Origin of the sequence: Acinetobacter proteolyticus (genome assembly GCF_000367945.1) — a bacterium.
Lineage (GTDB): Bacteria > Pseudomonadota > Gammaproteobacteria > Pseudomonadales > Moraxellaceae > Acinetobacter > Acinetobacter proteolyticus.
The window spans coordinates 338,259-360,826 of sequence record NZ_KB849178.1 but is presented as its reverse complement, the minus strand read 5'-3'; the positions used below and the strand labels follow the sequence as shown (position 1 = coordinate 360,826).

General features: G+C 42.2%; 24 protein-coding genes and 1 pseudogene. 10 read left to right on the top strand and 15 right to left on the bottom strand.

Going from position 1 to position 22,568, the window contains the following annotated elements:
- Window positions 1-19 precede the first annotated feature (19 nt).
- The 4 genes from F993_RS16760 to F993_RS16775 form a co-directional block, all read right to left on the bottom strand.
- The gene (locus F993_RS16760) at window positions 20-757 is read right to left on the bottom strand and encodes a hypothetical protein (RefSeq protein ID WP_004652568.1); all 738 of its coding nucleotides are present in this window, start codon (window positions 755-757) and stop codon (window positions 20-22) included.
- A gap of 17 nt (window positions 758-774) precedes the next feature.
- Window positions 775-1,392, bottom strand: coding sequence for a DUF6915 family protein (locus F993_RS16765; protein ID WP_004652566.1), 618 nt, complete (start codon window positions 1,390-1,392; stop codon window positions 775-777).
- 118 nt (window positions 1,393-1,510) lie between these two features.
- Window positions 1,511-2,020 (bottom strand): GNAT family N-acetyltransferase, encoded by a 510-nt coding sequence (locus F993_RS16770; RefSeq protein WP_004652565.1) that lies wholly within the window; start codon window positions 2,018-2,020, stop codon window positions 1,511-1,513.
- The gene (locus F993_RS16775) at window positions 2,017-2,616 is read right to left on the bottom strand and encodes a TetR/AcrR family transcriptional regulator (protein WP_004652564.1); all 600 of its coding nucleotides are present in this window, start codon (window positions 2,614-2,616) and stop codon (window positions 2,017-2,019) included. Before F993_RS16775 ends, F993_RS16770 begins: the two co-directional genes overlap by 4 nt.
- Before the next feature lie 195 nt (window positions 2,617-2,811).
- Between F993_RS16775 and F993_RS16780 the strand changes: the two genes are divergently transcribed.
- The 6 genes from F993_RS16780 to F993_RS16805 all read left to right on the top strand — a co-directional run bounded on the left by F993_RS16780 (window position 2,812) and on the right by F993_RS16805 (window position 11,282).
- Window positions 2,812-4,620: an acyclic terpene utilization AtuA family protein gene (locus F993_RS16780; protein ID WP_004652563.1), complete on the top strand. Its 1,809-nt coding sequence runs from the start codon at window positions 2,812-2,814 to the stop codon at window positions 4,618-4,620.
- Between the two features lie 10 nt (window positions 4,621-4,630).
- The gene (locus F993_RS16785) at window positions 4,631-5,506 is read left to right on the top strand and encodes an SDR family oxidoreductase (RefSeq protein WP_004652562.1); all 876 of its coding nucleotides are present in this window, start codon (window positions 4,631-4,633) and stop codon (window positions 5,504-5,506) included.
- A 2-nt stretch (window positions 5,507-5,508) separates the two neighbouring features.
- Window positions 5,509-7,122, top strand: a complete 1,614-nt coding sequence (locus tag F993_RS16790; RefSeq protein ID WP_004652561.1) for an acyl-CoA carboxylase subunit beta — start codon at window positions 5,509-5,511, stop codon at window positions 7,120-7,122.
- 108 nt (window positions 7,123-7,230) lie between these two features.
- Window positions 7,231-8,391: an acyl-CoA dehydrogenase family protein gene (locus F993_RS16795; RefSeq protein ID WP_004652560.1), complete on the top strand. Its 1,161-nt coding sequence runs from the start codon at window positions 7,231-7,233 to the stop codon at window positions 8,389-8,391.
- A gap of 10 nt (window positions 8,392-8,401) precedes the next feature.
- Window positions 8,402-9,232, top strand: coding sequence for an enoyl-CoA hydratase/isomerase family protein (locus F993_RS16800; protein WP_004652559.1), 831 nt, complete (start codon window positions 8,402-8,404; stop codon window positions 9,230-9,232).
- Window positions 9,233-9,323: 91 nt separating this feature from the next.
- Window positions 9,324-11,282, top strand: a complete 1,959-nt coding sequence (locus tag F993_RS16805; protein ID WP_004652557.1) for an acetyl/propionyl/methylcrotonyl-CoA carboxylase subunit alpha — start codon at window positions 9,324-9,326, stop codon at window positions 11,280-11,282.
- Window positions 11,283-11,335: 53 nt separating this feature from the next.
- Here F993_RS16805 and F993_RS16810 read toward each other — a convergent pair whose 3' ends face one another.
- The 9 genes from F993_RS16810 to F993_RS16850 form a co-directional block, all read right to left on the bottom strand.
- Complete coding sequence (locus F993_RS16810) at window positions 11,336-12,265, bottom strand: lipase secretion chaperone (RefSeq protein WP_004652556.1); 930 nt, start codon at window positions 12,263-12,265, stop codon at window positions 11,336-11,338.
- Between the two features lie 12 nt (window positions 12,266-12,277).
- A complete protein-coding gene (locus F993_RS16815; protein ID WP_004652555.1) occupies window positions 12,278-13,621 on the bottom strand; it encodes a sphingomyelin phosphodiesterase in 1,344 nt (447 codons plus the stop codon).
- Between the two features lie 359 nt (window positions 13,622-13,980).
- Window positions 13,981-14,400 carry a roadblock/LC7 domain-containing protein gene (locus F993_RS16820; protein WP_004652554.1) on the bottom strand — a complete coding sequence of 140 codons (420 nt, stop codon included), beginning with the start codon at window positions 14,398-14,400 and terminating at the stop codon, window positions 13,981-13,983.
- Between the two features lie 22 nt (window positions 14,401-14,422).
- Window positions 14,423-14,965: a GTP-binding protein gene (locus F993_RS16825; protein ID WP_004652553.1), complete on the bottom strand. Its 543-nt coding sequence runs from the start codon at window positions 14,963-14,965 to the stop codon at window positions 14,423-14,425.
- Between the two features lie 8 nt (window positions 14,966-14,973).
- Window positions 14,974-15,942: a hypothetical protein gene (locus F993_RS16830; RefSeq protein ID WP_004652552.1), complete on the bottom strand. Its 969-nt coding sequence runs from the start codon at window positions 15,940-15,942 to the stop codon at window positions 14,974-14,976.
- 161 nt (window positions 15,943-16,103) lie between these two features.
- Complete coding sequence (locus F993_RS16835) at window positions 16,104-16,463, bottom strand: roadblock/LC7 domain-containing protein (protein WP_004652550.1); 360 nt, start codon at window positions 16,461-16,463, stop codon at window positions 16,104-16,106.
- 387 nt (window positions 16,464-16,850) lie between these two features.
- Window positions 16,851-17,513: a hypothetical protein gene (locus F993_RS16840; protein ID WP_004652549.1), complete on the bottom strand. Its 663-nt coding sequence runs from the start codon at window positions 17,511-17,513 to the stop codon at window positions 16,851-16,853.
- Window positions 17,514-17,528: 15 nt separating this feature from the next.
- Complete coding sequence (locus F993_RS16845; protein WP_004652547.1) at window positions 17,529-17,954, bottom strand: ClpXP protease specificity-enhancing factor; 426 nt, start codon at window positions 17,952-17,954, stop codon at window positions 17,529-17,531.
- 14 nt (window positions 17,955-17,968) lie between these two features.
- Window positions 17,969-18,628, bottom strand: coding sequence for a glutathione S-transferase N-terminal domain-containing protein (locus F993_RS16850; protein ID WP_004652546.1), 660 nt, complete (start codon window positions 18,626-18,628; stop codon window positions 17,969-17,971).
- A 280-nt stretch (window positions 18,629-18,908) separates the two neighbouring features.
- On the opposite strand from F993_RS16850, the pseudogene F993_RS20880 reads away from it, so the two are divergent.
- Window positions 18,909-19,055 (top strand): annotated as a pseudogene (locus tag F993_RS20880) (hypothetical protein); the annotation flags it as partial.
- Between the two features lie 163 nt (window positions 19,056-19,218).
- On the opposite strand, the gene rpsI reads toward F993_RS20880, so the two are convergent.
- Window positions 19,219-19,605 (bottom strand): 30S ribosomal protein S9, encoded by a 387-nt coding sequence (gene rpsI / locus F993_RS16860; RefSeq protein WP_004652544.1) that lies wholly within the window; start codon window positions 19,603-19,605, stop codon window positions 19,219-19,221.
- A 12-nt stretch (window positions 19,606-19,617) separates the two neighbouring features.
- Window positions 19,618-20,046 (bottom strand): 50S ribosomal protein L13, encoded by a 429-nt coding sequence (rplM, locus tag F993_RS16865; RefSeq protein ID WP_004652543.1) that lies wholly within the window; start codon window positions 20,044-20,046, stop codon window positions 19,618-19,620.
- Between the two features lie 267 nt (window positions 20,047-20,313).
- Here rplM and F993_RS16870 point away from each other — a divergent pair, with 267 nt between their 5' ends.
- From F993_RS16870 to pdxA, 3 genes are all read left to right on the top strand, one after another.
- On the top strand, window positions 20,314-20,934 hold the full coding sequence (locus F993_RS16870) for a hypothetical protein (protein WP_004652542.1): 621 nt from the start codon (window positions 20,314-20,316) through the stop codon (window positions 20,932-20,934).
- 62 nt (window positions 20,935-20,996) lie between these two features.
- The gene (locus F993_RS16875) at window positions 20,997-21,350 is read left to right on the top strand and encodes a hypothetical protein (protein ID WP_004652541.1); all 354 of its coding nucleotides are present in this window, start codon (window positions 20,997-20,999) and stop codon (window positions 21,348-21,350) included.
- A gap of 220 nt (window positions 21,351-21,570) precedes the next feature.
- Entirely contained in the window at window positions 21,571-22,548 is a 978-nt protein-coding gene (gene pdxA, locus F993_RS16880; protein WP_004652539.1) for a 4-hydroxythreonine-4-phosphate dehydrogenase PdxA, read from the top strand.
- The last annotated feature ends 20 nt before the right edge of the window (window positions 22,549-22,568 follow it).

Sequence of the window (22,568 nt, the reverse complement as noted above, 5' to 3'; positions counted from 1 at the left end):
GCACTTTTCCGTTTAAAATTTATTCTAGTTCAGCTAGCTCTTCTAAAGAAATTTGGCGGATTTCAAAGATAGGTTGTTTCAGAAAGGAATTCAGTGCTTTGATATCAATAAACTTTATGTTGTCGAGTGCAATACCTTCAATGCTATCTTTTTCGGCATCGTAACGAATATCCGCAGTTTGCTCGATAAACTGTTTCAATAATAATGGACTATCACTTAACTCTGAAAGTGGTTTGTTCATCAAGGCTTCGAACTCATAGTCCATCGCATAAATATTGGATTCCCAAGATACATCACTAAAATTCTCATCTTGACTAGAGATAATGCTGCCAGTCTCATAGCCAGAGAAATAGTCTTCTTCTGAATTGATCCAAAGTACATAGCAAGGTTGTGTCGCATCGACCTCTAAGAGTTGATACCAGACGATACCTGAAATTTGGGCAAATTCGAAAGCATCATCTTCATTCAGCTTTGGAATTTCACCATCTTCGATATCAAATTTTTTGCCTGTTTTTTCTAATACCAAAGCTTCAAGTTTTTCGTAGATTTCATCATCTACTTCGCCATTGCCGATGTCATAGTTACAGAGTTCATCATAATATAAGCCCTCAACAACTAAGGTTTTATAGGCCTTTTCTGCATCAACTTTATCTGTATAAATCTGTTTGATTGCCCCAGTTGAAACACAATTGGTCAAATGCCATTCATCATTATAAGCAAAGTCATTTTGACGAATCACGTATTGGATATTGCTCATTTTTATTTCCCCTTAAGTTAAGCAATTTTAGTTTTTAATTCTTGCAGCTTAGCTGCACTAGGCGGCACAGCCATGCCATTGTCCATCCAGAGTTCAAAACGCATCGGGTTGAAAAAGAAATCGGGACGAATATCAAAATCAATCAATTTGGCTTCACCTTTTCCCATCATAGGAAGAATGGTATTGATAAACCAACTATTGTGGGTAATCAGCAAAGACTTTAATTGTCCTGTCACCGATAACGGAGAGAGCAGGGTTGCCGATAGCTTTGGATCATTAATCACATCAGCATGGAATTTCTCTAGGCGTTTTGCTAACCCATCTGTAGGGATATCCTGCATCGCTGCAACAAAATCACCTAAAGTTGGAATAAAGCGGTGATGGAAATCAACCAATAGGTGATCTTTTTCACAGAGATCTTTCACTTCAATGCTATTTCCTGCACTATTTTCGAAGTGATGGCCAAAGATCGGAATAATGACTTCCTGAACGCCCCAAAAAGTATGTAAGATACGATGGCGATTGTCGGTACACAACATTTTGGTGCTGTCGATTAGTGCATGAATATCAATATAATCTTCAAGCTCGCCCCCACGACGTTTCACCGAAATATTGGCATGTTGTACTGGATTCATTTTTCGAATTTTTATAATCATTTGATGTTTAAGAACAATAGCAGCTTTCTGATACAACGAACATAGATAAATAGACGTGAGCGATAAGCTGTGTCGTGCTTAAATTAGAATTATTTTTTTAGAATGCCTGATATTTTTTGTCGGTCCAATCGGCATTTAAAATTGCCCAGCGCTCATGGTCTTTCCATTCTTTTCCGCCCACTCGTAAATACTGGCGGGAGAAGCCTTCTTTTATAAAACCTGTATTTGCGACAAGGCGAATAGAGGATAGATTGTCTGGTTGGATATTGGCTTCTAGTCGATGCAGATTCAGTGTTTGAATTGCTTCTTTTAAAACCAGTTGCAGTCCTTGTCGCATGTAGCCTTGTCCTGCATAAGGAGAAAAGGCTTCATAACCTAAATAGGCGGAATGGAAGTGACCTCGAATAATATTCGAAATATTAAAGGTGCCAGCAATGGCATGATTTTCTTTCAAGCAGACAAAATAACGATGTTCTTGTTCGAGATATTGTTGAAAGTCTGTTGGTGGATAAGTCCAAGGTTGATGCAGTTGCATACTATTTTGGTAGGCAAGTTTGATTTCAGCTAAATCGCTGAGTTGAGGCTTACGCAAATAGATAGCACTCATTTCACCGCCATTTCCCAAACCATTTCAGTCAATTCATCAATTTTGACTTTGCCCTCAGGTCTGTACCAGGTCACGGTCCAAGAAATTGAGCCACCAAGCAAACGACGCCAGATAAACGCATCGTGTTTCACTTTGCCTTGAGCACGTAATTTTTCAATCACATCCAACCAGACTTGCTCATATTCATTACGCATTTTTAGAAGGTAGTCTTGTTTCTCTTTGGAAAGGGCAAACCATTCATGTACCAATACGGCCATGGCTGCGCCTGTATCACCTGCAATGGAAAGTAATTCAGCTTTGATGAGATGACGTAATTGTTGTTCAGGATCGGTTGAGCGTTCAGCGGCTTCTTTTAAACGAGCAAAGTTATAAATGATGGTTTGTTCCATCACTGTCGCTAGAATTTCATCTTTACTTTTGAAGTGATGAAACAGGCTGCCCGATTGAATGCCAATAAATTCACCGAGTTGACGAACCGTGGTTTTGTCATAACCTTGCTTATAAAACAGATAGGCAGCACCTTGCAGTAAACGTCCACGTGGACTGTCATCAAAACAAACAATCTTGGGTATTTGCTCAATTGAGGTTGCGATCATGCCTATCCGTCTATCCCATTTAATCTAAAGTGTATTGTAACAAAAATCATTTGATGCATTGTCTTATCTTTTTATAACAAGCATTTGCTTGAGTTTGTCTGTTTTTGCCAATACAGCATAGCATTATGTACTTTACAAACCAAGCACTTGCTTGGTAATGTTAAGGCGTTTTTAGCAATAACAATGAGAAAGCGCATGACAACTGTCAAACAGGATGACCAGAGGCTAGTCAAAATCGGGTGTGCATCAGGATTCTGGGGCGATACCAACACTGCTGCCTTTCAGTTGGTGCATCTGAGTGATATTGATTATCTGGTGTTTGATTATTTATCCGAAATCACCATGTCAATTATGGCCAAAGCGATGATGATCGATCCAAGTCATGGTTATGCGCTGGATTTTGTCAGTCGAGTGATGTCACCCCTGATCCATAAAATTGCTGAGAAAAAAATAAAAGTGATTAGCAATGCGGGTGGGGTAAACCCACTGGCTTGCCGTGATGCCCTACAGAAAATTATTGATGAAAAAGGCTTAGATTTAAAAGTTGCCGTGGTGTTGGGTGATGATGTATTGCCTAAGCATGCTGAATTACTCACCCAAAATATTCAGGAAATGTTTAATGGTGATGCCTTGCCTGCACATGTGGCCAGTAGTAATGCCTATCTTGGTGCTGTTGCGATTCGTGATGCTTTAGATTTGGGTGCAGATATTGTGATTACTGGCCGTGTGGTCGATTCGGCGGTTGTACTGGCACCTTTGCTGCATGAATACAAATGGTCACTCGATGATTATGACAAGCTGGCACAAGGCTCATTGGCAGGGCATGTGATTGAATGTGGTGCACAATGTACAGGTGGAAACTTTACCGATTGGCGCCTAGTTCAAGGTTTTGACAATATGGGCTTTCCGATCGTAGAAGTCAGCGCCGATGCTTCATTTATCGTGACCAAGCCGCAAGGGACGGGTGGCTTGGTTTCAACTGCGACGGTAGCAGAGCAGATTGTCTATGAAATTGGCAATCCGCAAGCCTATCTTTTACCTGATGTAAGCGCTGATTTTAGTCAAGTCCATTTAGAACAGGTGGGCGAACATCGGGTCAAGGTGACTGGTGCCGCAGGTCGTGCACCAACTCAGCAATATAAAGTCAGCGCAACCTATGCCGATGGTTATCGAGTTCTAGTCAGTTTCTTGATCGCAGGTCGTGAAGCACCAGAAAAAGCCCAAGTGATTGCCGATGCCATCATCAACAAATGTGAACGAGTGTTGGCGTTACGATCAGTTCCCCCTTTTAGTGAAAAGTCGGTTGAGATTCTTGGTATTGAAAGCACTTATGGTGCACATGCGCAAGTGAAAGATAGCCGTGAAGTAGTGGTCAAAATCGCGGTCAAGCACCTATTTAAAGAAGCCTGTATGTTCTTTGCTTCGGAAATTGCCCAAGCCTCTACAGGGATGGCACCAGCATTGGCAGGGATTGTCGGAGGGCGTCCTAAAGCATCGGCAGTGGTGAAATTATTTTCATTCTTGATTGATAAAGATCGATTAAAAGTCGAAGTCGATTTTGCAGGACAGCGTTATCCCGTTCAGATCCCCGTTGGACAAGCTTCACAGGACTATGTGCAGCATCTTGTTGGTGACGTAGCGGTATATCAAGGTGATGAGGTTGAAGTTCCTCTAGTTGAAGTTGCACATGCACGTAGTGGAGATAAGGGCAATCACAGCAATATTGGGGTGATCGCGCGCAAGGCTGAATATTTACCATGGATTCGTGCAGGACTGACCGAGGCCAATGTTGCAGAGTATATGCAGCATGTTTTAGATCCTGAAAAATCAAAAGTGATTCGTTATGAACTACCTGCCATGCATGCACTGAATTTCATGCTGGAAAATGCATTGGGTGGCGGTGGTATTGCCAGCTTACGAATTGACCCACAAGGTAAGGCGTTTGCTCAGCAACTATTAGATATGCCGGTGAAAGTGCCAGCACAATTGTTAGAAAAATATTAAGGATTTAAACATGGCTTATCAATCAATTTTCAGGGCAGATGCATTTGCTGACAAAGTGGTGATCGTCACAGGTGGTGGTTCGGGTATTGGCCGTTGTACTGCACATGAGTTGGCTTCTTTAGGCGCACAAGTGGTCATCACAGGCCGAAAAGTTGAAAAACTAGAAAAAGTCAGCCAAGAAATTCTGGAAGATGGAGGCAAAGTCCATTGCATCGTCTGTGACAATCGTGATGAAGAACAAGTTAAAAGCATGATTGCTGAGGTGCTGGAAAAATTTGGCAAGCTCGATGGTTTAGTCAATAACGCGGGGGGGCAATTTCCTTCTGCATTAGAGAATATTTCTGCCAATGGTTTTGATGCTGTGGTCCGTAATAACCTGCATTCCACCTTTTACTTGATGCGTGAAGCTTATAACCAGTGGATGGCAAAACATGGCGGTAGCATCGTGAATATGACTGCAGATATGTGGGGCGGGATGCCGGGCATGGGACATTCAGGTGCAGCACGTTCAGGGGTGGATAACCTGACTAAAACGGCTTCTGTGGAATGGGGCAAATCTGGAGTACGTGTTAATGCAGTTGCACCAGGCTGGATTATTTCTTCGGGCATGGATAACTATAGTGGTGATTTTGCCAAAGTGATCATTCCAAGTTTAGCGAGCAATGTCCCGTTAAAACGGATGGGCACAGAGTCAGAGATCTCCTCAGCGATTTGTTATCTACTTTCCGATGCAGCGGCTTTTGTATCAGGTGTTACCCTGCGTATTGATGGAGCCGCATCACAAGGCACACGCATGTATCCATTGGCTGATGCGACCAATAATGACGCTTTTAATGGTTTCCATCGTGCTTTTATCCCTGACATATTCAAAACAGATGGAGAATAAACATGACGATTCTCCAATCTGAAATTGCGGTAGGGAGTGAACAATATCAGCAAAACCGAGAAGCTTTATTAGCGCAGTTGGCTGAAGTTCGTGCCGTGCAGCAAAAAAGTATTGATAAGTCTTATGCGGCAAAACCCAAGTTTGATAAGAAAGGTAAAATCTTGCCGCATGAACGTATTCGTTTACTGTTAGATGCAGACTCACCTTTTGTTGAGTTATGTGGCTTGGTTGGCTACAACATGCATGACGATAAAGATGGTTCTGAAGCAGGTGGTGGTGTGATTGCCGGGATCGGTTTTGTCAGCGGTGTCCGTGCGCTGGTGTCTGCAAGTAACAGTGCGATCAAAGGCGGCACCATGTCACCTATGGGGGTGCATAAAACCCTCCGCCTGCAAAAGATCGCATTAGAACAAAAGCTGCCGATGGTGACCTTGACCGAAAGTGGTGGCGCAAACCTGAATTATGCCGCTGAAGTATTCACTTATGGCGGTATGACTTTTGCCAATCAGGCGCGTTTATCTGCGGCTGGGATTCCGCAAGTTGCCGTGGTGCATGGTAATGCAACCGCAGGTGGTGCTTATCAACCAGGTTTGTCTGACTATGTGATTGCGGTGCGCAAGCAAACGGAAATGTTATTGGCTGGCCCACCACTGTTATTGGCAGCAACAGGGGAAGTGGCAACTGCAGAAGAGTTGGGTGGCGCAGAAATGCATACCCAAATTTCAGGTGTGGCGGAATATTTAGCTGAAAATGATGCCGATGGTATTCGTTTGGCACGTGAGATTTTTGAGCATCTCAATTGGAAAGAGCAAACTGCACAATCCAATCCGCGTTATAAAGAACCACGTTATGCTGCTGAAGAGCTGTTAGGCATTGTTCCACAAGATCCAAAGCAACCCTTTGATATGAAAGAAATCATTGCGCGGATTATCGATGATTCAGATTTTCTCGAATTTAAGCAGGAATATGATGCCTTAACCGTGTGTGGTTGGGCCAAAGTAGGCGGACTACATATCGGCATTATTACCAATAATGGTCCGATTACCCCACAAGGGGCGGCTAAAGCAGCTCAGTTTATTCATCTGTGTGAACAGACCCAACGCCCACTTTTATTCCTGCATAACACCACCGGTTTTATGGTCGGAACCGATGCAGAGCAGAACGGGATTATTAAACATGGTTCCAAGCTGATTCAGGCGGTGGCCAATGCAACAGTACCCAAGATTTCGATTGTGGTGGCAGGCTCTTATGGCGCAGGTAACTATGCCATGTGTGGCCGTAGTTTATCGCCGCAATTTATCTTTGCATGGCCAAACTCACATGTGGCTGTGATGGGTGCAGCGCAAGCAGGTAAAGTCTTACGGATTGTGGCTGAGGGCAAACAGAAAGCTTCAGGAATGGAACCGAATCCGCAGATGCTGGATTTTCTGGAACAAAGTACAGCAATGAAACTGGAACAGCAGTCGACGGCGTTATTCAATACGGCCATGCTGCATGATGATGGCATCATTGACCCAAGAGACACCCGTAAAGTACTGATATTTTTATTACAAACCATTTATGAAGCACAACAACGTGAACTCAATCCAACACGATTTGGTGTGTCGAGATTTTAGTTTTAACACCCTCATCCTAGCCTTCTCCCAAAGGGAGAAGGGATTCCCTCTCCCCAAAGGGGAGAGGGTTAGGGAGAGGGGAAAAACAATTTTTAAGGAACAAAAACAATGAAATTTACCGCAGAACATGATGCTTTACGCCGTACCACACGCCAGTTTGTTGAAAATGAGCTAAATCCTTTTATTCCAGAATGGGAAGAAGCGGGCCGTTTTCCGATTCATGACGTGTTCAAGAAAATGGGGGACTTGGGTTTATTGGGGATTTGTAAGCCTGAGGAGAATGGTGGTTTAGGGCTCGATTATTCATACAACCTTGTGGTGGCAGAAGAGTTAGGTCGTGCTGATTGTGGGGGTGTGCCACTGGCGATTGGTGTGCAAACCGATATGGCAACACCTGCACTGGCACGCTTTGGCAGCAAAGAGTTGCGAGATGAGTTTCTAAACCCTGCCATCCGTGGTGAATATGTCGCTTCGATTGCAGTGTCTGAAGTGCATGCGGGTTCTGACGTGGCAGCCATCAAAACCACAGCAAAAAAAGATGGCGATGATTATGTGATTAATGGCAGTAAGATGTGGATTACCAATTCACTGCAAGCCGATTTCTTCTGTTTACTTGCCAATACTTCTGACGATAAGCCACACGTCAATAAATCCATGATTATTGTTCCTGCAAAAACGGCAGGGATCAGCTTTTCAGAACCCTTAAATAAATTGGGGATGCGCTCCACCACCACGGCACAGGTCTATTTCGACAATGTACGTGTACCACAACGTAACTTGGTTGGGGTGGAAGGCATGGGCTTCATGATGCAAATGATGCAGTTCCAAGAGGAGCGTATGTGGGCCTGTATCAATGCGGTTGGCGGTATGGAAAAGGTCATTCAGCAGACCATTGATTACACCAGAGAGCGAACTACTTTTGGTCAACCATTGATTAATAACCAATATGTACATTTCCGTTTTGCTGAACTGATGACAGAAGTTGCAGCGTTAAAAGCCCTAACGCTTCAAGCCTGCGAACAGCATATTGCGGGTGAAGATGTCACATTAATGGCTTCAATGGCGAAGCTGAAAGCAGGACGCTTAAGCCGTGAAGTGGCAGACAGCTGCCTGCAATATTGGGGTGGTAATGGCTTTATGTGGGATAACCCTGCATCGCAATTGTTCCGTGATGGGCGCTTAGGTTCGATTGGTGGCGGTGCGGATGAAATCATGTTGGGGATCATTTGTAAGCTCACCGATATTCTGCCGAAGAAACAGAAAAGCTAGGAGCAGAAGCATGACAGTTGCAACTTCTCTTGCAGGCTTAGCGTTAGATGACAGTATTCAGCTTGAACAGCAAGGTGGCATTTTAACGTTATGGTTAAATCGTCCTGAGAGCCGTAATGCCATGAGTTTAAAGATGGTTACTGCTATTCAACAGGTGTTTAGCCAGATTGCCGATGATGTCTCTATTCGTGCTGTGATTTTACGTGGTCGAGGTGGGCATTTCTGTGCTGGCGGCGATATCAAGGATATGGCGGGATTACGTGTTGAAGCTGCGAATACAGGCAGTTTGCAACCTTATGTCGATTTTAACCGTCGTTTTGGGACCATGATTGAACAAGTGGATCAAGCACCTCAGACCGTTGTTGCTGTGCTGGAAGGGGCAGTGCTGGGTGGAGGCTTTGGTTTAGCCTGTGTGTCAGATATTGCCATCAGCCGTGATACAGCTCAGTTTGGCCTACCTGAAACAGGCTTAGGTATTTTGCCTGCACAGATTACGCCTTTTGTGGTGAAGAGAATTGGTTTGACCCAAGCCCGCCGTTTGGCGTTATTGGGTTTACGTTTTGATGGCAAGACGGCTTTGGACTTAGGTGTCGTTCATCAAGTTGCACAAGATGAAGTTGATCTTGAACAACAACTTACAGACATAATTCAACAGATTAAACGTGCTGCACCGTTGGCTTCTCGTGCCACCAAAGCTTTATTACATCGGACGCTGAATGAGCCTTTAGAGCAGCTTTTGGATGATGCTGCACAACAGTTTGCTCAGGCAGTCGCTGGCGCAGAAGGGCAAGAAGGCACCATGGCTTTTATTCAAAAACGTAATCCGAATTGGTTTGACTAACATCTCCCTCAAACCCTCTTTATGATTAAACAAGAGGGACTTCCTCCGTTAAGAGGTGGATCGAGAGGGATTTAATAATAGAGATGAAACAATGAGTTTTTCAAAAGTCTTAGTGGCAAACCGTGGCGAAATTGCTGTTCGCGTGATGCAAACAGCCAAAGCAATGGGCTATCAAACGGTTGCGGTGTATTCAGATGTAGATGCTAATGCCCGCCATGTACAGTTTGCAGATGAAGCGGTTTATATCGGTGCATCTAAAGTTTCAGAATCCTATTTATCCATTGCCAATATTATTGCAGCCTGTCAGAAGACTGGAGCTGATGCGGTCCATCCAGGTTATGGCTTTTTATCTGAAAATACCGATTTTGCTCAGGCTTGTTTTGAGCATGGCATCACTTTTATTGGGCCGACCGCTGCTGCCATCGAGCTGATGGGCAGTAAACGTCTTTCTAAAATTGCCATGATTCAAGCTGGTGTACCGTGTGTGCCTGGTTATGAAGGCGATCAGCAAGAGCTTGATTATCTGGCTGAACAAGCTGAGAAGATTGGCTATCCTTTAATGGTCAAAGCCTCGGCTGGTGGTGGTGGGCGAGGCATGCGTCTGGTTCAAGATGCTGCTGAGGTATTGGACGCATTAAAAACAGCACGTTCGGAAGCAGAGAATGCCTTTGGTTCGGGTGAGCTGATCTTAGAAAAAGCGGTGATTGCCCCACGTCATGTCGAGATTCAGATCTTTGGGGATACGCATGGCAATTATGTATATTTATTTGAAAGAGACTGTTCGATCCAACGCCGTCATCAAAAGGTGGTCGAAGAAGCGCCATGTCCAGTGATGACATCTGAACTGCGTCAGAAAATGGGTGAGGCTGCTGTTGCGGCAGCACAGGCCTGCGATTATGTTGGGGCAGGTACGGTCGAGTTTTTGCTTGATCAATCGGGTGAATTCTATTTCTTGGAAATGAATACGCGTTTACAAGTCGAACATCCAGTCACTGAAATGGTCACAGGATTGGATTTGGTGGAATGGCAATTGCGAGTTGCCAATGGCGAAACCTTACCTTTACAACAACATGAGTTGAGCTTAAACGGGCATGCAATCGAAGTTCGTTTATATGCAGAAGATCCACGTCAGGATTTTCTGCCACAAACTGGCAAAGTACTACGTTGGCAAGCAGCCGGTGCTGATGGCAGTTTACCGAATGTTCGTATTGATCATGGCATGTTAGAACACGGTGAAATCAGTCCGTTCTATGATCCGATGGTGGCCAAAGTGATTGCCTACGGTAAGACCCGTCAGGATGCGATTCGTCTGCTTGCCAAAGCGGTTGATGATTGTGTATTGCTTGGTGTGAATAGCAATAAGCAGTTCCTTGTTAATTTATTGCGTCATCCGATCATTGTGGCTGGGGATACCAACACCGCATTTATTCAGCAACACTTCCAAGAAGATCTCAGCCTGCACCAACAAACTTTGACACTCGAAATCTTAGCCGTCGCAGCCGCACTGTTTAGCCAGCAAAATCAGCAGCAAGTGGCTTGGCAAACCGGTGTTGCTATGCCGTTTCCACTGAAATTGAAATATGCCGATCAGCAGATATTGCTGCATGTGCAAAATGATCAGCAGCAGGTCAAAGTTGCGTTATGCGATCAACAAGCGACAATCAAGATTATAAGCATTAGTGATGAACAAGTTGTTTATAGCTATGAAGGTGTTCGACGTAAGCTCGCCTATGTCTTTGATCAAAATCAGCTATATTTAGATGCAGGCAATGGCAATAGCATGCTTGAAAATATTACCTATGCAGCACCAGAAGCGGCTGAGGTGGTGGGGGATGGCAAAATTCGTGCACCAATGGACGGTGCGATTGTGAGTTTGCTGGTCAATGTCGGAGATTCAGTAACAAAAGGACAAACCTTATTGGTGCTTGAAGCGATGAAGATTCAGCAACAAATCAAATCCGATGTTGATGGTGTTGTCGAGGAGTTGATTGGTCAAGTCGGGCAACAAGTGAAAAAACGTCAGCAATTATTAAATGTTTCATTACTTTAACTCCATCGGTTGATTGAACCCTTGCGATCAGGTGTCGCTTGGGTTCAATGGATTTAAGGAAACATTTTCAAACGTAGATTTTCTAAACGACTTTGATATTGCTTTTGCCATTCTTCATTTGATAGTTGATTTTTTAAAGGCTCCATCTCTTGTTGCAACTGCTGCACAGCTTGTTGATATTGATCGACTTGCTGCTGCTGTTGAACTTCACGTTGTTCACGCTGCTGTACGTCTTGGCGTTGCTGCTCAGTCAAATAGCGTTGTTGTAACATCTGTTTTAAGCGCTGTGTTTCAGCAGAGCTATACTGGCCTTGATTAATTAAACCGAGTGCCTGTTCATAAAGCCCCATTTTATTTTCTTGTTGAGTTGTATCTGAATACTGTTTTTGTAGCTGCTCAAATGCTTTTAAACGTTGTTCAGCACTGAGTTTCTGATTCTGTGCCAAATCCTGATAGGCAAAACGATAATCTGCATAGCTGCGTTCTTGTCCAAAACCAAGCATCGCTTCGGCCTGTCCCAAGGTTTGTTCTCTCAGCTTCCACACTGCATCAAAGCGTTCTTTTGGCGATAAAGAGGTTGATAACACGGTGCTTTGCATGCGTTGTTCATATTGCGGCATACGCTTTAATAGATTTTCCACCAAATGTGCAAATTTCTGATCGGGATAATGGGCAAGTGCTTTCGCCAGCGCGGCATTACAGTCAGTGACAGGACAGTTGGCTTTGAAGTCATTGAGAAACTCGGTGATATTGCCTGGTTGCTGCTGCAGCGTTTTTAATTGTTTCAAAAGAGAGTCTTGAAAAACTTCATCCTTGGTTTTATTGGGCATGTTTTCATCACTCATCTGTAAGGATGAATCTTGAGATGATGAGGTGGATTTGGTGTTCTGAATTGCCGCAGAAGAGGCGGTGCTCTTCCAGACAGCAATCCCAACCAAGACCACGACAACAATGATGATTGTCAGCAATAGTCTTTTATTCATACCGCATTCCGTTTATGGGCCGTAATTAAACTGTCCCATTACCGGGAAGTGATCGGAAAGATCCCAAGTCATATACAGTGGGTCAGCTGTGGTACGTAAGATGCGAACATCGTTACGCGACTGAGTCGGTTGACGATGATTATTTGAAGCCACCACATAATCCAGATATTCCACTGTTGCACCGCCTGAACCTGCTGCTCCAGCCAATTTATTCACGCGTGGGTCAAAGGTCGAAGCTGTATAGCCTGTACTTGGTGCAGCTGTCGCATTCAGATTGGTCAACATGTCTTGATAATCTTGCGGCCATAACAATTTGTTCACATTAAAATCACCGCCCATGAGCACAGCATCAAAACTTGGAACATTCTGCTGATCCACCAATTGGCGAATTTGTTTGAATTGAACCTGACGCAATGCGCGTGCTGCATCGGTATCAAAAGAAGCGGTATGCGTAGAGGTGACATGATACGCCTTACCATTCTTAATGATTTCCGCATACAACACACCTTTATCCGCAAAACAATCAGTTCCTGTACAGTCTGGATAAATCAATTGTGCTGTTTTAACGATTGGATAACGGCTGACAATCACCAAGCCACTATCAAACAAGTTATAGCCAGAACCGACTGGAATATGCGTTTGGTATGGGTACTGTTGAGCCAGTTGATTCAGCATGCCAGTACGCGATGAAGCAAAGGCTTCTTGCATCATAATCACATCGTAACCGTTTAAATGATTTGGTAATTCAGCCAAGCGTTCGCTGATTTTACTCGCCACCATGGGCAGGGCATAAATATTATAAGTCAGTACCTTTAACTCATCGGCACTGGCTGAAACAGGCTCTTGAAGTGTGTTTTGATGAATAGTGTAGTGGAAGTCATCATAGCCCCCCGTGTACTCAGCTTTTACCGCTGCTTGTGCAGATAAACCCCCATAAGTTGTACTAATACGATGCACATCACGATCTGAATACCAAGGTGATGTTGTGGTCGCCGTTTGAATCCCATGTTTAATATTGCTGCCCGACCAAGTTCCTGTCATGGTTTGTTTGAGGGTCACTTGTGAATTACCACTGCTGAGAACGGTATCAAAGTTATAGGTTTTACCTGATTTGATCCCGGTATAGCGGTTCATGCGTAACACACGTTTGGTCTCGTAGGGTGCAAGTTGGGTCGCTTCCTGCGCCCATTCACTGCCTTGCTGTAAGCTTGCCCCAGTTTGATTGACTTGTATTGATACGGTTTGTGGCGTGGTATTGGTCACAAACACGTAGGAATCAGCCAAGGTCTGTTGGGTAGAAAAACCACTGATTAAGAGCGCGACCCCTGCGCCTAGTTTTAAGCTCTTCAGCTTCATCTTTATCTCTCCATAGTGCTTAATAATGTCTGAACAAATACAATGCTATGTTGTTAAAATTATTCATTTGTGAAAATTTTATGATTGTTATTTGTTCGAAAATTATAATAATGAAAAAATATTGCTAAATCATTTAAATTTACAACCATTCATCTGATGTTTTAAAAAACAATATTTTATTTCATATTTCTGACTAATTTAGGAATTATTTAACAGATTGGGATGGTTATTTAGTGAAATATAGGAAATGAAATGCTTCAAAAATGAAAATTTAAATTAATCTATTTATTATAGGGGCTATAAATGAACAAAATCTGACAAGCTAACAATGCCTGTCAGATTTCGTGATGCGAAAAAGGTTAAGCTTGGTCAGCGTCGACGATTGCACTGCTGGTTTGTTTCAAACTATAGAGCAGTTGTCCTAACAAGACATCTTTATTGCTTAAAGTCACCATCACCATGGGATGATGAGGAGCAGGGATTGAGGTCAGAATGGCTTTACCATTTTCAGCATCCAAGGTAATACTTTGGCATCCAGTCAGTTGGATTTCATTGAGAAAAGCGGTGACCATGGCCAAGATTGAACTACTAACAGCCGCAAGTTTGGTGCTGTTATAAGGGTTCTTCTTGTAAATGGAGGCGAGCTCAAAGCCATCGGTAGAGCAGAGCATAATATAATCGACGCCTCGGATATTGGTTAAAATATCATTGGCCTGTGCTTTTGCAAACTGAATCAGCTCTTTAGGTGCTGTACGTTGCTGACTGGGAATACTGAACATAATTCTTCTCTATATAAAGTAATTAGTTTGTTGCTTTTAAATTGACTTCTAATGCTGCAATGAGAGATTCAATCATGAGCAAAATATGTTCTTGTTTACGTGCATCAATAAAAAATAAGGGATATTGGTAGTCATTTTGAATTAACCACTCACGATAGATGGTCGTAGGTTGTCCCTTGTTCTCATCCACGTGGGTGATGCCGATTGAAATATTCTGGGTATAGTCCTTAAAGGTATCCAAATAACTCTCAAGTTCTTCGATCGGTACTTTACTGTTGTGGTCAACCAATAAAATAACGCCTAAAGCGCCTTGGCAAATCACTGGCCAAATAAAATCAAAGCGTGACTGGCCTGGAGTGCCATATAAGCCCACTTTTACACCGTCATCTAAAGTAATCTCACCATAATCAATACCTACCGTAGTTTGCATTTTATTATGGGCCTGACTATCAGTATTGAATGCTTCGGTCGCAAGGACAGGAATTTCTGAAAGCGATTTGATTGCTTCGGTTTTACCTGCACCCATGCTTCCTGCAAAGACAATTTTATATTGTTGGAGAATCATATCAATCCTTAAAGCCCAAAGCGGCGTCTGATCTTGCCGAAAAATTTATTTAAAAAACCTTGTTGTTCAATTGTTTGTTCAGTCGTTTCTATTCTTAAGTAATGACTTTCTGAAGCTGGGATAGTGCCGCCATTGTCAGAAATAATGCAGGCAGCGATAAATTGTTGAACCGTTTGAATAGGAAGTTTTAATTGTGTTGCAACTTGATAGAGTTGGGCTCCTTGTATAAAGCAAGCAGAAAGCAATAAGCTCGTTTTGCGGTCAGTGCCTTGAGCTGGCTGTGGCCAATATTCAATTTTGTAGTATTCATTTTCATTGGGCGCTAAACGCTGAAACTCGAGTGAGTGCCAAAACAGGTTCCATAACCAATCTTGCAGGTTATATTCAACTTTGCGAGAGACTTTGGTGAAGTTTGAAGTGGTCGCAAATTCATATTTAAAACTATGGTTGGTTTGTGTGTGGGTACGCGTTGGCTCTAGCCATGCAATTTGACTCCGCGTATCTATAATGGCCAAAGTACCGTGGTCATCAAACAAATGCAGACGGGCATTTTCAGGATTTAACATCTCAGTTAAATACTTTTCATTGATGGCATTATGGGTGGAGATCGAATCGATCTTTGGTTGTTGCGCCTGTTGATGAGTGATATAGCTTAAAAGGCGAAGATGAATCCAGTTTTTTAATGCATCAGTATGCTGAAAAGGTAAGTAAAGCGTATTGTGTTCTTCTATATGCTGTGAGCCTTCTCCTTTTGAAATTTTTAAACAGGGAAGTTTTTTTTGTTCTAAAATACGTTGAATCCCTTCGGTTTCAAAAAAATTTTCATTTATTAATAATAAGTCGATATTGGGATCGGCAATGTTGATCCAGTTAATGCCAAATTCATGAGGTATTGTTTTTCTAAGTTCTATTTTTAACTCATCTGAAACTTTTAAACTTATACCTGAAATTGCGATATTAATGCAATGTCCATTCATAGTATCACTTTAATATTTTATAAAATATTGGACTGCACAAAATTAGTCTAATACTAAGGACTAATAATAGACCGCTTGCATATTTATATTTTCTTATAATGAATAATGAAAATAAGAAATATACAAGAAGTCTAATATATTAAGTATATTGAAACTTAGAATTAAGCAAAGTCTAATTCTTTTTCAAATGTTTTTAATTCATGGCGAGCCATCGCAAGGTTAGACTTACTACGGTCTAATACGAGATAAAGGAATAGATTGCCATTGCTTTCTAATGGGCGGATTAAGTGATATGCCTTACCCAGTGTGATGAGGATGTCTTCGATATCATCGTTCAGTTTCAATGAGTTAGCTACACGGCGTTTTGCTCGAATCACTTCGGTATTACCCGCAGCTGCCAGTTCTAAATCAAGTGCCCCACCACCTTGAGTTGCTAGCGCCAAACCACTTTCTGTATCGACTAATGCTGCTGCAACGAACCCATCAATATTTGTTAAGCTTTCTAATGAAATTTTAGCCATGATTTTATCTCTACTAATACATCTTTGTTTATGAATTTATATTCGCCACTTCTGTTTTTGATTAGTTTTCAAAAGTAGTTAATCTCATTATAGGAAACTCTTTTATTAAATCAATCATGCTTTAAAATAATTAAATTGACCGATTTGCTAATAATTGACAATTTTTGTCAAACAAACAAATAAAAATACTAATTGAGGATTATATTTTATTTTTAGTGTGATTTTATTCACAGTAATCTTGGGTTTTAAATGCCTATTTTGATTGTAAATAAATGTAAATTATTTCTAATTAATATGAGTAAATTAATATTTTAAATAAAATTAAATTAATAGTAAGTCTATGATAAAGAAAGCAATCATACTTTCTTTATCATGTGAACGATGAGGTTAAACGGAAACCAATTGGCAATATGAACAATACAAAAAGATCAGAATGACCAATGCCACGATCGGGGAAACAAGATAAGCCCATGCTGGAGTTTCTGGTGTTTCAACCTCGGCAACAGGTTCATGCTCTGGCGTAATCGGTTGCGCTTGATGAACCATTTGATTGAACTCTTGCATCGTCGCTTCGAGAGATACTTCTTGCTGAATCACAGGCTTTGAACCCAGTAATTCTGTCAACTGATTGGTCGACCAGACCCAATCTTCGGCCTGACCAGATAAATGTTCGATTTGTCCCAATAATAATTCTGTCAGTCCGGTTTGCCCAAAACTACCTGTTTGATCAAGTTGTTTGAGTTCGGTCAACTGTAGAGCGAGTACATCTGAAAGACTGTTCTCCAACTCAGAGTTCTTGAGCGTCGATTGATTATGGGCTGAGGTGGTGAGATGGCGAGCAACTTCTTGAATATACAATGGGTCAGCCGTTTGAACTTCTTGATACAGTTTCTGTGGATTCTGCTTCCATAGACTAATCAATTGTCCAAGGGCCAATACATTGACTTCATCAATATGCGCTTGTTTTTCTTTCGAAGAATATTGAGCAAAAAGTTGCGGTTTTTGAATTTTAATTTGTTCAGAAAAATATTGAACTAAGTCAAATGCCATCGTGTCTATCCTCGCTTAATCTAAAATTCTTAGTGAAGGTTTCTTTTTCGTTGGTTCAGTTTCTTGCTTTGTTTCTTCGACCGATGTTGCAGTTGCTTCTTCAATCTCTGCATATTCAGAAGCATCAAAAAATAGGCCTTGACCATTTTCTCTTGCGTAAATGCCTAATACCGCACGAACAGGAACATAAATTTCCTTTGCAACGCCACCGAAACGGGCAGAGAAGCTAATCGCCTCATTACTCATATGCAACTGGTGAATGGCATGTGGTGCAAGATTTAAAACAATTTGACCATCTTTCACAAATTGTAACGGAACATCCGTATGTGGTTGCGTCGCATCCACCAATAAATAAGGAGTAAGTTGGTTATCGCAAATCCATTCATAAATGGCACGAGCAAGATATGGGCGTGTAGGCGTAAAAGTTATTTGCTCAGACATAATTGAAAAACTTATTAAATCGTAGAAATCAATTCATTGTAGCTGTTTTTTTCTTGAGCTGTCATTGATTTAATGAACGATGGTCGGCTAAAGATACGATGACAATACAAGAATATAGGTCGACAGTGCTGTGCAGGTAACTCCACTCCCATACTTTTCAGACGTATAAAGATCGGGGCTAGCATACAATCAAGAATTGAAAATGTTTCTGACATAAAATAAGGAAAATGTTGAAATAGCGGGGTGAGCGAGATCAAGGTATCTCTCAATTCTTTCTGCGCTTTCTGTTTTTGTTTTGGGTCTAAACTATCTGCATGTCTCAGCATATGGTCGGCGAGTTGGAACCAGTCTTGTTCAAAGCGCCAGATATATTGACGTTGTTCTGCGCGCGCCATCGGTGCATCTGCATAAAGTTTATTTTGCCGATAGCGGTCATCTAAATATTCAGCAATGACATTGGCTGAAAACAGCTTTAGATTTTGCTCAATCAACATAGGTAGCTGATTGTAGGGATTGAGATCGGCTAAATCCTCATCTTCATGATCCGTAATAATCAGTTGGTATTTGATTTGTTTTTCAGCGAGTAAAAAACGAATCCAATGGGAACGGAAATCATCTGCATGACTATAAAGCGTAATGCCTTGGACAGGGGTTGGGGGATTTTCTAGAGACATAAGTCCAAAAAATTATGGTTGACTGTTTAGAATACTAAAATTAACGTTGGAAATCACTTAAAGCTGAACAATATGCTTGTTACAGAATAGATTTATGATTCAATCAGTTCAAAGAGAGAAGAAGGGAATGAAACGATATTACTTTACTGTGCTTTGTGGCGCGTTATTACTCGGTGGTTGTGCAAGCTCAGCATCAGTCTCCAATCCGGTAGGTGTTGTCTCAGCAGAGGAGAGTGGAGCAGCTACAGATGTCGCGATTGCGGCGGCAGCAGATCAGGATGACTCACAATATGGCGGAATAAAAAAACAGTATGTGGTCAAAGGCTGTAAAGTGACGATTTATAACGATGGGCCAGTCCAGATGGTGGATGAAAAAACCGACCAGCCATGTAATGCGCCGATTCCTAAAGATCATCAATTTTCGAAAACGGCGCGAAGCTATCAAGAAAATGGCTGTACGATCACGGAGTTTACTTCTGCCGATGGCACTGGTGATGCGATGATGGATTGCTCTAAAAAGAAATAACTAAAACTAGGTAATAAAAAAACCTCGGATAAATCCGAGGTTTTTTGTCCAATTCGTAAAACGATTAACGTTTAGAGAATTGAGGACGTTTACGAGCTTTACGTAAACCAAGTTTCTTACGTTCAACTTCACGAGCATCACGAGTAACGAAACCAGCTTGACGAAGAGCAGGTTTTAAAGTTTCGTCAGAAGCGATCAATGCACGAGTAATACCGTGACGGATAGCGCCTGCTTGACCACCAATACCACCACCTTTAACAGTGATGTAAAGGTCAAATTTTTCAGTAACTTCTAAAAGCTCTAAAGGCTGACGCACAACCATACGAGCAGTTTCACGACCGAAATATTGCTCAAGTGTACGGTTGTTAATTACGAGTTTACCTGTACCAGCTGATAAGAAAACACGTGCAGTTGCGGTCTTACGGCGACCTGTACCATAATTAGTAGCCATGTGCTGTATCCCTTAGATGTCCAAAACTTGTGGCTGTTGAGCAGTATGAGGATGCTCAGTACCAGCGTACACTTTCATTTTTTTGATCATTGCATAACCAAGAGGACCTTTTGGTAACATACCTTTAACAGCTTTTTCTAAAACTGCTTCAGGTTTGTGAGCAATTAACTTCTCGAAGTTAGTCTCACGGATACCACCAGGGAAACCAGTATGGCGATAGTATTTCTTATCAAGTGATTTGTTACCAGTCACTTGAACGTGTTCAGCATTGATCACAACGATGTAATCGCCAGTGTCAACGTGAGGAGTATAAGAAGTCTTGTGCTTACCGCGTAAACGACGAGCGATTTCAGTCGCAAGGCGACCTAAAGTTTTGCCAGAAGCATCAACAACATACCAGTCGTGTTGAACTTCAGCAGGCTTAGCGCTGAGAGTTTTCATTTAAACCACTACCTATTATAGTTGGTTTGGACGGTAAAATCTGTCCAAACAAAAGGAGACCGAATTCTACATGAGTTTATAAAATCACACAAGAAGAATTCACCTGAGACGTCAGATTTTGCTGCAATGTGACTGATTTGGGAATTATTAGGCGCGGAATTGAAGCGTACATTATTTGTCTTGTGAGGGGACTGGATTTACCCTATTATTTTTATAGCAATTATTTGAAATAAATAGAAGTATTTACCTCTTCTCTCGGGGAATTTGATGCAGTTGTCGTTTTCTACAAAAACTCTTGTAGTCATATTATTGATCGGCGTTTGTTCAACACAGACCAATGCAAGACGACTTTATAAATGGGTAGATCAGACCAGTGTGACCAACTATTCTGAATTTCAACCCAAAGAGGGAACCAGTCGTAAACTGGAGGTTTTAGAAAGTCGGGGCAATGATCATGTAGACCCTGCGATGGCTGTGACTGCGGAAATGAAAGCGATTGAGATTCCCGTGGATCAAATGAATTTACAAGGGCAAGCGACCAATACAACGGCACAGCCTGTTCAGCAACCAACCACACAAACGGTGGTGAAACAAGGTGTGATTGCAGCTCCATATATACGTCCAGCCAGTGCCGTGGTTGCGACAACGCCTGTAGAGAAGAAAGAGACTCAAGTTGTACAGGTAGCTGAAAAAAAAGAAACAGTTAGCAATCCATTGGTAGATAAAGCCGCGAGTACTGTTGTGGTCTCTGAGAAAGAAGAAGCAGTGGTGGTACAGGCTGAGAAAAAAGTACAGCCCAAGATCAACCCATGGACACGCAAGGTCGAGTTCGTACCTTCTAATCTTGTTCCGCAAAACCTGTCTAAAGCACCGCCAACTGATCGCTGAGGTATCTGCTTGATTGAGCGGGTAAAATAATGTTTTATGAGCGTGAATCCAAATGAAGAGCCATGATATTGCGCGTTAAACAGTTTTTTTGGGGCTGTCTATTCGGTTTTGTAGCAACCTATGTGGTGCTGGTTACCTCGTTCTGTAGCTATTACGGTTTCAGTGGTATGGTTGGTGTGGCTTTAGTGAGTATGTTCATGCATTTCACTCCTTTTCCATATCTGCTTTATTTCGCAGGTGGACTGATTTTTTTATTCATCCCGGCACAGCGTTTTCCCCATATTCATCGTCAGCTGTGGAAATGGCTTTTTATTGCCATTGTTGTGGCGGTGTTTTTAATTTTCTTTTCAGAAATTGCCCATCAGCTCGGCTGGTTAAATGCCGAGTTTCATCTGCCACGAAAATCAGAAGACTAGATTCCTGACCAGAAACATTGCGAAGTTTATATAACCTTAGGTCAGGCACTTTTCCGACAGGATTTTACGAATTTACAATGCAGTGCGATGACATTTTCTTTTGCATTGGTTCGAGAGAATAGACAGGGATGGCGTTTAAACTATATTTATAAAAATGTAGGGCTATACTGTATTTCGATTTTGGTTACACTAGAAGGGAATCAAAAGCTTGGCGGTATGTATGCTTCCTTTATATGTCACTTCAGGTGAACCTGCTGGAATTGGACCTGATATTTGTCTGAGTCTTGCCGATCGTGTGGATGAACGTCCACTGGTGGTATTGGCTGATATCGAAATGTTGCAACAACGTGCCAATCAGTTAGGAATGAACGTCGAGCTGATTGCATATCAAGGGCAGATCCAGTCCAGCTTGAAAGGACAACTTTTTGTTGAGCATGTGCCTTTAGCCAAAACGGTTGTTTTAGGGCAGTTAGATTCTGCCAATGCGGCTTATGTGCTGGAACAATTACGTCGTTCGGCCGATTATGCATTGTCTGGGCAGAGTGTGGGTGTGGCTACAGCGCCTGTACAAAAATCAATTATCAATGACGCGGGCATCGCATTTAGCGGACATACTGAGTTTTACCAAGAGTCCGCAGCTATCGAGCGTGTGGTGATGATGCTGGCGACCAAAAGCTTACGTGTTGCTTTGGCAACGACTCATTTACCGTTACGGGATGTGCCTGATGCGATTACGACAGAACGTTTGCAGCAAGTCATTGATATCCTGATTCATGACTTAAAGATCAAGTTTAAAATTGCACAGCCACGGATTTTGGTTTGCGGTTTAAATCCGCATGCAGGTGAGGATGGCTATTTAGGTCGAGAAGAAATCGAAGTTATTAATCCTGTGCTGGAAAGTTATCGTGCACAGGGGATTAACATGAGTCTCAGTTTACCTGCGGATACCTTGTTTACCCCCGAAAATCTAAAAGATGCCGATGCTGTTTTAGCGATGTATCACGATCAAGGTCTACCTGTGTTAAAATCTCAAGGCTTTGGTGAAGCAGTTAACATTACATTAGGCTTGCCATTTATTCGAACTTCGGTCGATCATGGTACCGCACTTTCTCTTGCAGGCACTGGACAGGCAAAAGCATCAAGCTTGCATGTCGCAGTGGATTTAGCTTTGTCTATGGCATCTACCTTCCAGATATAACTGATCGAATTAAAAAGAAC

Excerpts from the sequence above, each read along its gene's own strand:
- F993_RS16760 (WP_004652568.1), bottom strand. The coding sequence starts at position 757 with ATGAGCAATATCCAATACGTGATTCGTCAAAATGACTTTGCTTATAAT.
- F993_RS16765 (WP_004652566.1), bottom strand. The coding sequence starts at position 1,392 with ATGAATCCAGTACAACATGCCAATATTTCGGTGAAACGTCGTGGGGGC.
- F993_RS16770 (WP_004652565.1), bottom strand. The coding sequence starts at position 2,020 with ATGAGTGCTATCTATTTGCGTAAGCCTCAACTCAGCGATTTAGCTGAA.
- F993_RS16775 (WP_004652564.1), bottom strand. The coding sequence starts at position 2,616 with ATGATCGCAACCTCAATTGAGCAAATACCCAAGATTGTTTGTTTTGAT.
- F993_RS16780 (WP_004652563.1), top strand. The coding sequence starts at position 2,812 with ATGACAACTGTCAAACAGGATGACCAGAGGCTAGTCAAAATCGGGTGT.
- F993_RS16785 (WP_004652562.1), top strand. The coding sequence starts at position 4,631 with ATGGCTTATCAATCAATTTTCAGGGCAGATGCATTTGCTGACAAAGTG.
- F993_RS16790 (WP_004652561.1), top strand. The coding sequence starts at position 5,509 with ATGACGATTCTCCAATCTGAAATTGCGGTAGGGAGTGAACAATATCAG.
- F993_RS16795 (WP_004652560.1), top strand. The coding sequence starts at position 7,231 with ATGAAATTTACCGCAGAACATGATGCTTTACGCCGTACCACACGCCAG.
- F993_RS16800 (WP_004652559.1), top strand. The coding sequence starts at position 8,402 with ATGACAGTTGCAACTTCTCTTGCAGGCTTAGCGTTAGATGACAGTATT.
- F993_RS16805 (WP_004652557.1), top strand. The coding sequence starts at position 9,324 with ATGAGTTTTTCAAAAGTCTTAGTGGCAAACCGTGGCGAAATTGCTGTT.
- F993_RS16810 (WP_004652556.1), bottom strand. The coding sequence starts at position 12,265 with ATGAATAAAAGACTATTGCTGACAATCATCATTGTTGTCGTGGTCTTG.
- F993_RS16815 (WP_004652555.1), bottom strand. The coding sequence starts at position 13,621 with ATGAAGCTGAAGAGCTTAAAACTAGGCGCAGGGGTCGCGCTCTTAATC.
- F993_RS16820 (WP_004652554.1), bottom strand. The coding sequence starts at position 14,400 with ATGTTCAGTATTCCCAGTCAGCAACGTACAGCACCTAAAGAGCTGATT.
- F993_RS16825 (WP_004652553.1), bottom strand. The coding sequence starts at position 14,965 with ATGATTCTCCAACAATATAAAATTGTCTTTGCAGGAAGCATGGGTGCA.
- F993_RS16830 (WP_004652552.1), bottom strand. The coding sequence starts at position 15,942 with ATGAATGGACATTGCATTAATATCGCAATTTCAGGTATAAGTTTAAAA.
- F993_RS16835 (WP_004652550.1), bottom strand. The coding sequence starts at position 16,463 with ATGGCTAAAATTTCATTAGAAAGCTTAACAAATATTGATGGGTTCGTT.
- F993_RS16840 (WP_004652549.1), bottom strand. The coding sequence starts at position 17,513 with ATGGCATTTGACTTAGTTCAATATTTTTCTGAACAAATTAAAATTCAA.
- F993_RS16845 (WP_004652547.1), bottom strand. The coding sequence starts at position 17,954 with ATGTCTGAGCAAATAACTTTTACGCCTACACGCCCATATCTTGCTCGT.
- F993_RS16850 (WP_004652546.1), bottom strand. The coding sequence starts at position 18,628 with ATGTCTCTAGAAAATCCCCCAACCCCTGTCCAAGGCATTACGCTTTAT.
- rpsI (WP_004652544.1), bottom strand. The coding sequence starts at position 19,605 with ATGGCTACTAATTATGGTACAGGTCGCCGTAAGACCGCAACTGCACGT.
- rplM (WP_004652543.1), bottom strand. The coding sequence starts at position 20,046 with ATGAAAACTCTCAGCGCTAAGCCTGCTGAAGTTCAACACGACTGGTAT.
- F993_RS16870 (WP_004652542.1), top strand. The coding sequence starts at position 20,314 with ATGCAGTTGTCGTTTTCTACAAAAACTCTTGTAGTCATATTATTGATC.
- F993_RS16875 (WP_004652541.1), top strand. The coding sequence starts at position 20,997 with ATGATATTGCGCGTTAAACAGTTTTTTTGGGGCTGTCTATTCGGTTTT.
- pdxA (WP_004652539.1), top strand. The coding sequence starts at position 21,571 with ATGCTTCCTTTATATGTCACTTCAGGTGAACCTGCTGGAATTGGACCT.